Consider the following 12159-nt stretch of genomic DNA (forward strand, 5'->3'; position numbering starts at 1 on the left):
TCACTTAGTCTGTTTGCCACAACAACATCACTTATCTTTTTAAATTCATCCAAATATTTTATAACTCTTGAGTTGAAAAATTCACTCTCTTCAAGTACCGGCTCATATATAACAACCTCAACACCTTTTGCTTTTATACGCTTCATGATTCCTTGAATAGCCGAGCTTCTAAAGTTATCACTCCCACTCTTCATCACAAGTCTATATACGCCAACTATCTTTGGTTTTTTTGCCAAAATGCTATCTGCGATAAAATCTTTTCTAGTGCTGTTTGATTTTACAATAGCTTCTATCATGTTCGATGGTACATTTGCGTAGTTTGCTAGGAGCTGTTTTGTATCTTTTGGCAGACAGTATCCACCATATCCAAAAGATGGGTTGTTGTAGTGCGTCCCGATTCTTGGATCTAGCCCAACGCCTTGTATGATTTGTCTAGTATCAAGCCCATGAGCTTGTGCATAAGAGTCAAGCTCGTTAAAGTAGGCTACTCTCATGGCAAGATAAGTGTTTGCAAAAAGCTTTATCGCCTCAGCTTCTGTTGAGTCTGTAAAAAGGATTGGTATATCTTTTTTAATCGCTCCACCGGCTAATAAATCTGCAAAAACTCTAGCTCTCTCGCTTTGCTCTCCAACGATGATTCGGCTAGGATAAAGGTTATCATGAAGAGCCAAACCCTCTCTTAAAAACTCAGGTGAGAAGATGATGTTTTGAGTTTTGAACTTCTCTTTTAAGCTATTTACATAACCAACTGGAACGGTAGATTTTATAACCATAACCGCGTCTGGATTTATACTCAAAACATCAGCAATTACATACTCGATGGATTTTGTATTAAAGTAGTTTGTCTGCGTGTCATAATCTGTGGGTGTCGCGATAATAACATAAGTTGCACCCCTGTAAGCATCCTCTTTATCTAACGTCGCGCGAAAGTTTAAATCATCACGTCTTAGATACTCCTCTATCTCTTTATCTTCAATAGGAGAGATTTTTTTGTTTAGCATTTCAACTTTTGTAGCGATGATATCAAGGGCTACAACTTCATTGTGTTGTGATAGAAGGATTCCATTACTAAGCCCAACATATCCAGTTCCTGCTATCGCTATTTTCATCTTTTTTAGCCTTTTATAATATTTCTTATTCTATAAAGTTTCTACTTTAAAACCACTTACAAAGGCGTGTTTTAGTCTTTTATCGCTAAAATATGTTTTTAAAAATTTATTGTAAAAGGCTTTAAAATGGTAACTTATTTTAAAGATGCGCAGAGCCATATTTTGGCATATAGAACAAAACTTCAAGAACACAACATGGTTATGGACAAGACAACTCTTCTGTTTTTAAATCTTATTTTGGATATATTGGAGTACTTAGGCACAGAAGACCCCGATAAACTTGATGAACTTTGCGAGTACAATGTCTTAACAATGCGCGGGGAGTTTGATGCAGTAATAAAAGGTGACTCGGTAAATGAAAAAGTGCAAGCAACCCTGCTTATATTTTTTCTACGAATCGCTAAAGAGATGGATATAAAGTATAAAACCATCGAAAACAAACATCTAAAAAAACTATACACTCTAGTAACGTCAAAAGATTTCAAATACCCAAGCTATATAAAAAATCAAAAGGTATTTGCACTTGAGAGCATGCCTGAAAATATAAAAAGAATGCTCTACATGAAGTAGATAGAATTAAATTATTCTATCACTTCCGCCGTCAATTGCAACCTGAGCGCCTGTTGTTTTTGCAAAAGGTTTTCCAGCCATTGCACATACTAGTTCTGCTACATCATTTGAGCAGATTTCAGTCTTTAGTACATTGTTCGTTTTATACTCCTCAACACTCATGCCATAAGCTTTCGCGCGATTTGCCAAAACCTCTTCAGTCCAAATAGCTGTATCAAAAACTGCATGAGGATGGATAGTGTTTACTCTTACTCCAAACTCACCAAGTTCTAGTGCTGCGATACGTGCGAGTTGAGTCTGTCCAGCCTTTGCAACTGAGTAAGCCGCCGCACCTTTTCCCGGAGCTGGAAAGTTTTTTGAAGCTACCATAACCACAGCTGCATCGATTCCAAGTTTTAAAAATGGTGCTGTATATTTGAGCAGTTTTTGGTGTGAAGTAAGATTTATATCCATACTTTTTTTCCAGTTATCATCACTCAGTTCATCAAGGTTCTCACTCGGTGTGAAGATTCCAGCGTTGCTTACAACTATGTCGATTCCACCAAAACTCATGATGGCTTTTGAGATTGCTTTTTTGATATCATCGCTACATGTAAGGTCACAACGTACGCCTATCGCATCGGCTTTATTAAATATTTTCTCAACATCAGCATTTATATCAAGAGCAACTACTGCTGCACCTTTTGCGTTGAGCATCTTAGCGATTGCTAGGCCTATACCACTAGCCGCCCCAGTTACAAGAGCAATCTTTCCACTAAATTCAGACGCTTTTGCACCACCTTTTAGCTTTGCTTGCTCAAGCGACCAGTAACCTACTTCAAAGATTTTTGCAGGGCTTAGTGCTTTGTATCCGCCAAGTTTCTCAGCTCTTAGGATTGCCTCATAAGTATGCTCATTTATATCTTTGATGATATTTGCGTCTTTTGCATTATCTCCAAAAGACAGTGCTCCATTGCCTCTTAAAATCGCATAATTTGGGGCAGGGTTTAACATTGTTTCGTTTGTTTTATTCGCCTCAAAATAGGCTTTATACGCTTGTGTATAGTTTGCTAAATCACTCTTAAAATCATCTCCCAAAATAGCAGGAACTCTTTTTGTTCTTATAACATGATCAGGTGTTAAAGGGCCTTGCATGGCTATTTTGTCGATGTTTTGTTTTGAGAAATGAAGCGCTAAATCACTATCATTAAAGATTGAGATAGTTGCCTTGCCTCTTAGGTTTGAGACCTCTTTTCGGATTTTTGCAAGAGTAAGTATCTCCACATCGGCACTGCTTTTTTCTATATGCAGTTCAGCACCATTATCTTTGAGGTACTTCTCTGCCTTATCAACAAGTTCTATAGTTTTCTCATACGACTCTTTTGCGTCATCACTAAATGTGAATAGTCCGTGATTTAGCAGAACCATTCCCTCTAGCTTGCTCCAATCAACATTTTTTGTCATCTCATAAACCAACTTCGCAAGAACAAATCCAGGCATGATATATGGAATAACAAAAACGCTATCACCATAAAGCTCACGTAATCTCTCTTGGCCACCAAGAGTATTTGTGATAGTTACAACCGCATCGGTATGAGTGTGATCAACAAACTTAAAAGGGATAATCGCATGTAAAATAGCCTCTACTGAGGGATTTGGTGCAGATGGATTTGTCATGGCTAGACGTTGATACTTTACCATATCTGTATCGCTTAACTCTTCAAGCTCCGCCATCTTTAATAGCATATCCATCTTGACAGGAGCAAAACCCTCAGCCTCGATAGTTGCCAAATCCCAACCACTCCCTTTTACATAAAGAATCTCTTCGCACTCGCCAAAAAGGTTTGTAGCAGTTGATTTTACAGAGGTATTTCCTCCACCATGAAGTACTAAAGAGCTATCTCTCCCAAGTAGTCTTGAGCTATAAACCCTCAAATCCAAATCTGTTTTATAATTTTGCGCTTCTTTGTTATCCCATAAACTTTTCAATATCTTATCCTCTAAATTTTTCTTTTATTTCATTAAAATCTGCTCTGCAAACACCTTTGTTTGTTATAAGAGCTGTAATTAGCCTTGCTGGTGTTACATCAAAACCGTAGTTTTTTGCAGGCGAATCCTCAGGAGTTATACGCACTCTTCGCAAAACTCCATCTTCATCCACTCCTCTTATAAACTTAACCTCATCGCCACTTCTCTCTTCGATTGGTATCTCTACTGCGCCATCTATTATCTCAAAATCAAAAGTGGAAGCAGGAATCGCCACATAAAAAGGAACATCGTTATCATGCGCTGCTAACGCCTTTAGATAAGTTCCTATCTTGTTTGCCACGTCTCCATTTGCACTAACTCTATCAGCTCCAACGATTACCATATCAACATCGCCTCTTTGCATCAAAAGTCCGCCCATGTTATCGGCTATGATAGTATGCTCAATGTCACTTTTAGAGAGTTCCCACGCGGTAAGTGAAGCTCCTTGATTTCTTGGACGTGTCTCATCAACCCAAACGTGAACATCAATTCCTCTTCTTTTTGCCTCATAGATGGGTGCAAGCGCTGTTCCCTCATCTATAACAGCCAACCATCCAGCATTACAATGAGTTAAAATGTTTATCTTTGTTTTGTTTTTTTTCTTTAGTATCTCTTCTATTATATCACAGCCAAACTCAGCTATCTTTTGACTCTCTAACGCTTCTTCATCATTTAGTTTTATAGCAGCTTCTCTTGCATCTTCTATGATATTTTCAGAGTTTTTTAAAAGCTCCATCATCTTATCAACTGCCCACATGAGGTTTATTGCAGTTGGACGAGACTCTCTTATAAGTGCCGCTTTTTCTTTAAGTAACTCATAATCGCCCTCAACCTCTATCGCTGCGATATATATTCCAAAAGCCGCAACGCTTCCTATAACTCCTGCCCCACGCACAGTCATATTTTTTATAGCAGTCACAAGTTCTTCGGTTGTAGTTAGGTGTCTTGTATCATAGATAAAAGGGAGCAATCTTTGATCGATTACCTCCAAACACTCATCAAAGAGGTCATCATTTAGCCATAGCGCTTTGTAGTTACCTTGCATCTTTTACTATCTCCAATATCTCATCACAATTTTGTATATTTTTATAACTCATTAAAAACTCTCTTGCTATTTTTAAAACTATCCCCTCGGCCTCAGCTCTTAAGTTAACATCTTCTATTCCTCTTATCTCTTCTACTCCAGCAACGCCATAAACTCTTCTGGAGAGCTCACAAGCTGCAAAACCGACACTATCTCTAAAAATCTCTTTTATAAATTTCACTTTGTACAATTCAATAGTAGCATTATCTAAATATCCATCCACTAATAGTGCAGAGCTAGCAGACTCACTCCAAAAGTTTAAAAACTTAGCTTGAAATTTTGATAGAAACTCTTTTATACTCAAAAGAAGCCACTCTTTATAAGCATCATCTTTTGTAACTACGCTGTGATAAACATAGCTACTTACTAAGTTTGCAAGTAGCACACCTATATCAAAACCAAAAGGCCCAACAAAAGCAAACTCAGGATCAATCACACAAGTCTCAGAGTCGTTAATCATAATTGAGCCAGTATGCAAATCTCCATGCAAAAGTGCATCATTTTGTGTCATAAATTTATACTTTAGCTCTAAAATCTTCTCTTTAAACTCCACATCTAAAAAAAGTTTCTTTGCGCATTCATCATCTTTTGTATTGATATTAGTTTCATGCTCCATAAAAGCAAAGCTAAAAACCAAATCCTCGCTTAGTTTACATAGTTCTACATTAGAGTTAAACCTATCAATAAGCGCTCTCTTATCAGAAGAACTTAAGTGCAAAGAGGAGGTATAAAAAAGTGTAGCAGCCATAAATGTAGACATCTGCTCACTAAAATTTTTATACTCTACTTTATTTAAAAGACCTTTTCTCATAATGATATGTGAGTCTAAATACTCCATAATAACCAAACTCATATCCTCATTTGCATGATGCACCTTTGGAACAAAACTTGGAAATATTGCGTAAAATTTTTGTAGTGCTCTTATCTCATAGTTCATTCTCTCTCTGCCAAGAGGGAACTCTTCTCCAACACAACGTAGATATGGAACAGCTTGCTTTAAAATAAGAGCTTTTTTTGGGTCTTGAAGCGAGGTGATTTTATATACATAGTTTAAGTTACCATCTCCTATCTCATCGGCTTGCAACTCATCTTGGCCAAAGTAGTTCATAACACTTTTAACATCTGAAATATAATCTAATACAGTTGATTTATCTAGTTTCTTATAATTCATTGCTCCCCCTTAAATAAAAACTCTGATTTAAAATTTATTTTGTATTTTAAAAAATTGTAGCATAATTAGATACGACATTTATAAGATAGGAGGCCATTTATGGGATGGACATGCCAGCATGACTACAATGGTTACTGCAAACTTATCAAAAAAGCCTGTGTTCCAGGTATGAAGGGATGTGTACTAGTCAGCAGTGAGTACATCTTTAGTACAGGTAGTTTTGAAGATGATAAAAAAGCTCAAGATGACAAAGAACAAAAAGAGGAGATAGACTTCGCAGCATTAGCTAGAAGTAATTAGCTCCAAAACTCAAGTGGATTTGGGTGCAAAAAAGTGTATCCAAGCTCACCCATAACTTTTTTGGATGAGATTCTACGTTTTGAAAATCCATCAAACACTCCAACTTCTCTCTCATGCTTCTTACTATTTTTCTGATGTATCTCTTTGCGCGATGGATGCATCGGTGCGACAAGATTATAAACTCCGATACGTACTCCCTCGTGTATCATTTTATCTATGATTGCTATTGCGTCATCTCTATGGATATAGTTTACAAAACCATCGCTAAAAGAAGACACGCTCTTCCAGACACCGGCAACTCTATCCTCTCCCATCAAGCCGCCAAGTCTTAAAATCAAAACTCTCTCTCTTGAGCCTAGTAGTAACTCCTCAGCTTCTTTTATAAGCGAGTGCTTTGTGATAGAGGCACTCTCATCAACATCTTCATCAAACTCTTTATAAACAGAGGTTGAACTCATTAAAATAACATCAGAGGTTGGATTTGTAAGCGTTGCTATTTTTTGAAGTGTTGTGAGATAGTTATCTTTTGTATGAATAGCGATAATTATAATATCACTCTGCCAAAAAGAGGCATTATCAGGAGTCTTCTCTCGTGAGAAACACTCTACGTTAAAACTCTTTTGAAGCTTCAAACAAAGAGGTTTTCCAAGCCAGCCACAGCCAACAATACCTATACTTTTACTTTTTCTCATCTTTAGATTTGTTTGTGTTAAAACTTTTTTTGATAGTAATCATCTCATAAACAGAAACTTCAGGCATTGCTTCTTCGATTAGTTTGTCAGTATCACTATAGACGCCCTTTATCTTCTCTATCTCTTTGTATCCAAGCGGCTTTACTTCACTTGTTGCCAAACTAAAACTTCCAGCCCAAAAAATTACAATCATAAGCCAAACAGTTTTTTTAGCACCTGTATAAACACCTAAAAAATGAAACGCTACGCTTAAAACTATTGCTATGATTAAAAAAATGCTCAAACTCATCTTACTAAATTTTCCCCTCTTGGTTGCATCTCAATTCCCGTTCCTTCAAACATTTTATTACCTAATTTTTCTACACCCAATGTCGCAAGAAGCATCAATAAAGATATAGCCAGAAGAAAAATTATTGCTAATCCATATCTCTTAAGAGCCTCTTTCATTCGCTTTTATTCTCATCTTTATAAATATCATCACTTCCTATCCAATCGACACATCTTGAGCTATGAAAATCTCTCTCATACTCATCATGTTTAAATAGATGGTCCTCAAGTCTCCAACCCAAGCTTTTAGATAAAAGTACAGATTTTGCAATTGTTCTATGCATCTTATTTTCACAAATAACAGTTTCTCCGTTATTGAAAATCTCTTCAACTCCATGTATTCTTTTTATTGTAATTGTGTAGTGAAAACCAACCATTAAAATAATTGCACCTAAAACGCCTATCATGCCCTTTTTAAAAGCACCTTTTGGCATAAAATCTCTAGTTGTAACAACTGCTGCAATAACTAGGAAGAAAACTCCTATAACTAAATAAACTATTTCTAACTCAAAAAAAAGTCCCATATCTATCCTTTAATTTTATAAATTGCTATATCTGTTTTCCCAAGTTTCAAACTCTGGAGCAAAATACTCTATTCTAACCTTCTTGAATTCTCTTGAGCTGTAAAGTGGCATATAACTCTTTGAGTCAATTTCAGACGCCATATCTTCTATAATTGCGCTTGTCTCTTCAACGTTTTTACCATGCACCATAGTAAAAAGGTTATATGGCCAATTCGGATATTTTGGGCGAAGATAACAGTGTGAAACTGCACTAAAAGCGGCAGCCTTCTCTCCAACTGCTTCTCCTTTTTCTTCATCTACGTCCCACACAACCATAGCATTAGCACTAAAGCCTGCTTTTCTATGGTTAAGGATTGAAGCAAATCTTCTCATAACACCTGCTTCTTGAAGTTCGTTTAAAATCTTAAAAAATGTATCATAATCGATATTTAACTCTTCTATCATCGCCCCAAAAGGCTCTTTTACCATCTCTATATCATATTGAGCTAGTCTGATTATTGAATGATGAAGAGGTGTAAGTTCAATATCTGTATGCTTTACTTTTTTAACCTCTTCTTTCTTTTCGTCCTTACCAGTAGTGTTGAGCTTAACACTAATCTTAAAGAGCTTAAGCGTTGGAAGCATAATATACTCTTCAGCCTGAGTCGCTTTTGCAAGTATCTCAAGTGTTTTTTCAAGCCCAAACTTAGAATTTGGAGCAACTGCTAATGTAAACCAGATATTAAAATCATGATTTCTCTCATAGTTATGTGATATTCCAGGGTGAGAGTTAATGATTTTTACAGCATCACTTATTTTATCAGCTGCTACTTTAAAAGCAACAAGCGAAGAGACATATCCAAGTCTCTTTGTATCAAAGATTGCTGATGTCTGACGTATAATATTAGCCTTCTTTTGCTCTTGTAAAATATCAAGAACTTCATCTTCACTCATACCAAGTTCATCCGCTATTACCTTAAATGGTCGCGCGACCAATGGAAATTTTTTCTGAATACGCGATAATATTTCATCTTTCATCTATAGTATTGTCCATTTCTCTAATTAATTTGTTTGATTGTAATCTAATTTCAATTAATCCTAGTTGATTTCCATCAACAAGAGATTTTAAAAAAGTATGATATTATACCACTCAACTAAAGAGATAAAAAAGAGAAGTTTTGAGCTATTTTCCAGCCTTTTTAAACCTTGAAGATAAAAGAGTTTTACTTGTTGGAGGCGGAGAGATTGCCCATACAAAACTTGTTCATCTTTTAGATTTTACCTCTGAAATCTCTATAATTGCACAAGAGTTATCTGAGAAGACAAAAGCATTAGCTAAAGAGAGAAATCTTAGCGTTATGCAAAGAGCATACAGCAGAGGGGATATAACAAATTTTGATATTGTTATTGTTGCAGTTGATGACATCTCTCTTCAAGTGAAGATTTTTGAAGAATCAAAACAGTACAATTGCCTTTGCAGTTGCGTTGACTCTTCAAAACAGAGTGATTTTATCTTTGGTTCTTATATCAAAAAAGATGACTTAACAATAGCAGTATCAACATCTGGTGCTTCTCCTGCACTAGCAAAAGAGATAAAAAAGTATCTTTTAAATCTAATTCCAGATGATATAGGTGCTTTTTTACAAGAGATGAAAAGTTTAAGAGAAACTCTGCCAAAAGGTAAAGATAGAATGAAAATGTTTAAAAAACGAGCAGAAGATTATATAAAAAGATGGAGTAATTAAATGAACGTAAAGAAAGCTTTAATATTTGGGTTTTTCACAGCCTTTTTAATACTAGGAATCGTCTCAATGCAGCGAGCTGTTCCAGATCCTAAAGAGGATCGTATCTACTTGGCTATAAAAGAGTATAGTCCCTACTATATTGAAAAGAGAATTGGTGGGCTTACTATTTTAGACAAAAGAAGCGATAAAAAAGAGAAGCCTGACTCAAGTGATTTTTTTCACAGACTCGATGAACTTGAAAAAACATGGGGCAAAGAACACTTAGTAGTTGAGAATAACGAGCTAATAGTTATGGGTGAGAACAACCAAAGCGTCGCTAGAATTATGATTGAAAATGAAAAAGAGAGAGCTTTTCTTAAAGAGTTTTTTGGAATCTAAACTTTTTAAGCACTCTCTTTTAGCTTAAGTGATAAAAGCAGTGCTATAAAAAGTGTGCCAAGCGATACCCAGTAAAGTACAAAATAACTAAAAAAGTGTAAAACAACGCCACCTAAAATTGAGAAAAACATCCCCAAAGATACTATATTCATCTGAAGAGCTATATATATCGGCCTTTTATCTGCTGGAGCAATTTTAAGGACAAGATTACTAGAAGCTATACGACTTCCATCCATAGACGCACCTACTAAAAAGAAAATAGCTATATACTCATAAAGAGAAGATGCATTAAACGCTAAACTAATTGCAATTATTTGAAAGAAAATTACTGCTTTTGCGATTAAGATATTTTGTCCATTACTACTAAGGCTTCCCCATAAAAAATTGCTAAGCATTGCACCAACCATTTGCGTTGTTATAAGCCAACCAATTGCCACACCATCTAAATCTATTTTTTGCTGAGCGTCAAGTATTATAAATGGTAGCGCTATTAAATATCCGTATGCCAAAAAAAATGTGCCTACTTGAATCTGAAAGCCTTTATCCGCTTTTAATATAGCATAAGAGTTTTTTAAAAATTTACCAAAACTACTCTCTTTTTTTGAGATCTCTTCTTTAATTGGCTCATCAACCAAAGAGAATGATATATATCCAAGTGCCATAACAAAAGAACTAATTATAAAAAGATACCCATAACTTTGTGGAGCTTCAAATGACTCAAGTATCCAAGCAGCCAAAGCGCCACTAAGTAGCCCGCCAACTGCGCTAAAAAACTGTCTATAAGCCATTGTTTTACCGCGAAATTTATGAGAAAATATTTTTGCCATTATTTCTCTAAAATAGATAGCCGCAAAACCTGCACTAAAGGAGAATACAAAAAGTCCTATACCTATTGAAGCAAGAGTTATATCTGGATGATTTTCGCCAAAAATTATAATAGTTATACCAATGAAAAACCATGATGAAAATCTTATAAAAAAGACTTTACGAAGATATGGCATCATAAGCTTGTAACTCTGAGCATGAAAAGCTGCAAATAGTTGTACAAGTACTCCTCCACCTCTAAGAAGAGAGGCAAAAAAGCCTACAAGCATAGAACTTCCGCCAAAGTAATTTACAATAAGTGGTAAAATTGTTGATGGTTCGGCAATCGTCGTTCCAATTGCCAAAAAGAAGCCATGTAAAATATTTTTTATATGGCTTGAGAATTTATCCATTTAGTTTTTCGTAAGCTTCTTCAATACTCTTTGCTTTTTGTGTAACAAATAGGTAAACAGCAGCATTTAAGCGTGCTAGTTTTAAGAATTCATTAGATGGGTTATTAACCTGTTCTATTGACTCTTCAAGAGTTATCTTCTCCCAAGATTTTGTATAATTAATACCATAATACTCAGGGTCAATTATCATCTCTTCAACCTCGCCTCCATTAACTAGCCACAATCTACCTTTACTAAAGAGCTCAGGAGTCCCTTCATTTCCTTGAATAAGCGCAAATCTTTTATATTTATCTGAAAAAACTTCTACATATTTACTCAAATAAGGCTTATGAAAAATTCCCGTAATTGCAAATTCGCTAGAAGCAACCCTTGTTAGTTTTTCAATAGTATTAATACCTGTGCGAAGTCCTAAGCGCATGCGCATTGGCGTTATGTCGTGCATCTCTTTAAAAAAATCTGCTCTATCGAAATAGTGGATATTCTTCTCTAACTCTATACTTGTTGCTACTTCTTTGAGTGTAATTCCAGGTTTAGCCGGTGCTAAATCATCGCCAACAACCACAAGTTCTAGATCAAAATTTTTAAGTGCCTTTGCTACAAGAGGAAAGATAAAAGGATTATTTACTTTCCCATCAAATGGATATCCAAGTTCTATTGAATTTGCTATTGGAGTTCTTTTTATAAACCCATCACAAGCATCAACAACTCCTTTAAACTCCTCATTTGTCTCAGGTTTGAGTCGCCATCCAAGTAAAAAAGCTGCTGCTTGTTCTGGATAAACATCTTGTTTTAAGATACGTTCCATCATATCCTTTGCCTCTGCATGGCTCAAATCTCTATTAGTTTTCTCGCCTGTTCCTACTGCATGTATATACTTAAAAAAATCCATCTTTGTTCTCTTCTTTATAATATTTTTAGTTCGTATAATATAATGATATTATTAAAATGAGGTAACAAAAGTGCTTTATACGATGAAAAGAAGTTTTGGCTGTGAAGATTTTTAAAAAAAGATATTTGCCTAGCATCAGTGCTAGGCAAAAGGTGTAGAAGATTAAA

General features: G+C 35.6%; 15 protein-coding genes. 4 read left to right on the top strand and 11 right to left on the bottom strand.

What is annotated here, in order from left to right; all coding sequences use genetic code 11:
• Nucleotides 1–1109: nucleotide sugar dehydrogenase (locus PHI38_RS01745; protein ID WP_299851931.1), on the bottom strand; the 1109-nt coding region annotated here is incomplete at its 3' end.
• 126 nt (nucleotides 1110–1235) lie between these two features.
• Between PHI38_RS01745 and PHI38_RS01750 the strand changes: the two genes are divergently transcribed.
• Nucleotides 1236–1679 carry a hypothetical protein gene (locus tag PHI38_RS01750; RefSeq protein ID WP_299851934.1) on the top strand — a complete coding sequence of 148 codons (444 nt, stop codon included), beginning with the start codon at nucleotides 1236–1238 and terminating at the stop codon, nucleotides 1677–1679.
• Between the two features lie 6 nt (nucleotides 1680–1685).
• Here PHI38_RS01750 and PHI38_RS01755 read toward each other — a convergent pair whose 3' ends face one another.
• The 3 genes from PHI38_RS01755 to mtnK are packed head-to-tail and all read right to left on the bottom strand — an operon-like array spanning nucleotide 1686 to nucleotide 5941.
• Nucleotides 1686–3647, bottom strand: a complete 1962-nt coding sequence (locus tag PHI38_RS01755) for a bifunctional aldolase/short-chain dehydrogenase (protein ID WP_299851937.1) — start codon at nucleotides 3645–3647, stop codon at nucleotides 1686–1688.
• Nucleotides 3648–3651: 4 nt separating this feature from the next.
• A complete protein-coding gene (mtnA, locus tag PHI38_RS01760; protein WP_299851940.1) occupies nucleotides 3652–4731 on the bottom strand; it encodes an S-methyl-5-thioribose-1-phosphate isomerase in 1080 nt (359 codons plus the stop codon).
• A complete protein-coding gene (gene mtnK / locus PHI38_RS01765) occupies nucleotides 4721–5941 on the bottom strand; it encodes an S-methyl-5-thioribose kinase (RefSeq protein WP_299851943.1) in 1221 nt (406 codons plus the stop codon). Before mtnK ends, mtnA begins: the two co-directional genes overlap by 11 nt.
• Before the next feature lie 99 nt (nucleotides 5942–6040).
• Here mtnK and PHI38_RS01770 point away from each other — a divergent pair, with 99 nt between their 5' ends.
• A complete protein-coding gene (locus tag PHI38_RS01770) occupies nucleotides 6041–6241 on the top strand; it encodes a hypothetical protein (RefSeq protein WP_299851945.1) in 201 nt (66 codons plus the stop codon).
• Here the strand turns inward: PHI38_RS01770 and PHI38_RS01775 are convergent.
• From PHI38_RS01775 to PHI38_RS01795, 5 genes are read right to left on the bottom strand one after another with little or no spacing between them, the layout of a single operon-like run.
• Nucleotides 6238–6933, bottom strand: a complete 696-nt coding sequence (locus PHI38_RS01775; RefSeq protein WP_299851948.1) for a hypothetical protein — start codon at nucleotides 6931–6933, stop codon at nucleotides 6238–6240. The genes PHI38_RS01770 and PHI38_RS01775 overlap by 4 nt on opposite strands.
• Complete coding sequence (locus tag PHI38_RS01780; RefSeq protein WP_299851953.1) at nucleotides 6920–7222, bottom strand: hypothetical protein; 303 nt, start codon at nucleotides 7220–7222, stop codon at nucleotides 6920–6922. Before PHI38_RS01780 ends, PHI38_RS01775 begins: the two co-directional genes overlap by 14 nt.
• Nucleotides 7219–7380: a hypothetical protein gene (locus PHI38_RS01785; protein ID WP_299851956.1), complete on the bottom strand. Its 162-nt coding sequence runs from the start codon at nucleotides 7378–7380 to the stop codon at nucleotides 7219–7221. The genes PHI38_RS01780 and PHI38_RS01785 overlap by 4 nt, the downstream gene beginning before the upstream one ends.
• Nucleotides 7377–7784, bottom strand: coding sequence for a hypothetical protein (locus PHI38_RS01790; RefSeq protein WP_299851958.1), 408 nt, complete (start codon nucleotides 7782–7784; stop codon nucleotides 7377–7379). The genes PHI38_RS01785 and PHI38_RS01790 overlap by 4 nt, the downstream gene beginning before the upstream one ends.
• A gap of 15 nt (nucleotides 7785–7799) precedes the next feature.
• Entirely contained in the window at nucleotides 7800–8801 is a 1002-nt protein-coding gene (locus PHI38_RS01795) for an Lrp/AsnC family transcriptional regulator (protein WP_299851961.1), read from the bottom strand.
• 140 nt (nucleotides 8802–8941) lie between these two features.
• On the opposite strand from PHI38_RS01795, the gene PHI38_RS01800 reads away from it, so the two are divergent.
• Both PHI38_RS01800 and PHI38_RS01805 read left to right on the top strand, forming a co-directional pair.
• On the top strand, nucleotides 8942–9508 hold the full coding sequence (locus tag PHI38_RS01800) for a bifunctional precorrin-2 dehydrogenase/sirohydrochlorin ferrochelatase (RefSeq protein WP_299851963.1): 567 nt from the start codon (nucleotides 8942–8944) through the stop codon (nucleotides 9506–9508).
• Nucleotides 9509–9886 (top strand): hypothetical protein, encoded by a 378-nt coding sequence (locus tag PHI38_RS01805; RefSeq protein ID WP_299851966.1) that lies wholly within the window; start codon nucleotides 9509–9511, stop codon nucleotides 9884–9886. It begins immediately after the preceding gene.
• Between the two features lie 5 nt (nucleotides 9887–9891).
• Here PHI38_RS01805 and PHI38_RS01810 read toward each other — a convergent pair whose 3' ends face one another.
• Complete coding sequence (locus PHI38_RS01810) at nucleotides 9892–11055, bottom strand: MFS transporter (RefSeq protein WP_299851968.1); 1164 nt, start codon at nucleotides 11053–11055, stop codon at nucleotides 9892–9894.
• 40 nt (nucleotides 11056–11095) lie between these two features.
• A complete protein-coding gene (locus PHI38_RS01815; protein ID WP_299851971.1) occupies nucleotides 11096–11992 on the bottom strand; it encodes a glycosyl transferase in 897 nt (298 codons plus the stop codon).
• Nucleotides 11993–12159 lie beyond the last annotated feature (167 nt).

It is taken from the genome of Sulfurimonas sp., assembly GCF_028694895.1.
Lineage (GTDB): Bacteria > Campylobacterota > Campylobacteria > Campylobacterales > Sulfurimonadaceae > Sulfurimonas.

What these genes read in the sequence shown, in the direction of transcription:
- PHI38_RS01750 (WP_299851934.1), top strand. Translation starts at nt 1,236, where the DNA reads ATGGTAACTTATTTTAAAGATGCGCAGAGCCATATTTTGGCATATAGA.
- mtnA (WP_299851940.1), bottom strand. Translation starts at nt 4,731, where the DNA reads ATGCAAGGTAACTACAAAGCGCTATGGCTAAATGATGACCTCTTTGAT.
- mtnK (WP_299851943.1), bottom strand. Translation starts at nt 5,941, where the DNA reads ATGAATTATAAGAAACTAGATAAATCAACTGTATTAGATTATATTTCA.
- PHI38_RS01770 (WP_299851945.1), top strand. Translation starts at nt 6,041, where the DNA reads ATGGGATGGACATGCCAGCATGACTACAATGGTTACTGCAAACTTATC.
- PHI38_RS01775 (WP_299851948.1), bottom strand. Translation starts at nt 6,933, where the DNA reads ATGAGAAAAAGTAAAAGTATAGGTATTGTTGGCTGTGGCTGGCTTGGA.
- PHI38_RS01780 (WP_299851953.1), bottom strand. Translation starts at nt 7,222, where the DNA reads ATGAGTTTGAGCATTTTTTTAATCATAGCAATAGTTTTAAGCGTAGCG.
- PHI38_RS01785 (WP_299851956.1), bottom strand. Translation starts at nt 7,380, where the DNA reads ATGAAAGAGGCTCTTAAGAGATATGGATTAGCAATAATTTTTCTTCTG.
- PHI38_RS01790 (WP_299851958.1), bottom strand. Translation starts at nt 7,784, where the DNA reads ATGGGACTTTTTTTTGAGTTAGAAATAGTTTATTTAGTTATAGGAGTT.
- PHI38_RS01795 (WP_299851961.1), bottom strand. Translation starts at nt 8,801, where the DNA reads ATGAAAGATGAAATATTATCGCGTATTCAGAAAAAATTTCCATTGGTC.
- PHI38_RS01805 (WP_299851966.1), top strand. Translation starts at nt 9,509, where the DNA reads ATGAACGTAAAGAAAGCTTTAATATTTGGGTTTTTCACAGCCTTTTTA.
- PHI38_RS01815 (WP_299851971.1), bottom strand. Translation starts at nt 11,992, where the DNA reads ATGGATTTTTTTAAGTATATACATGCAGTAGGAACAGGCGAGAAAACT.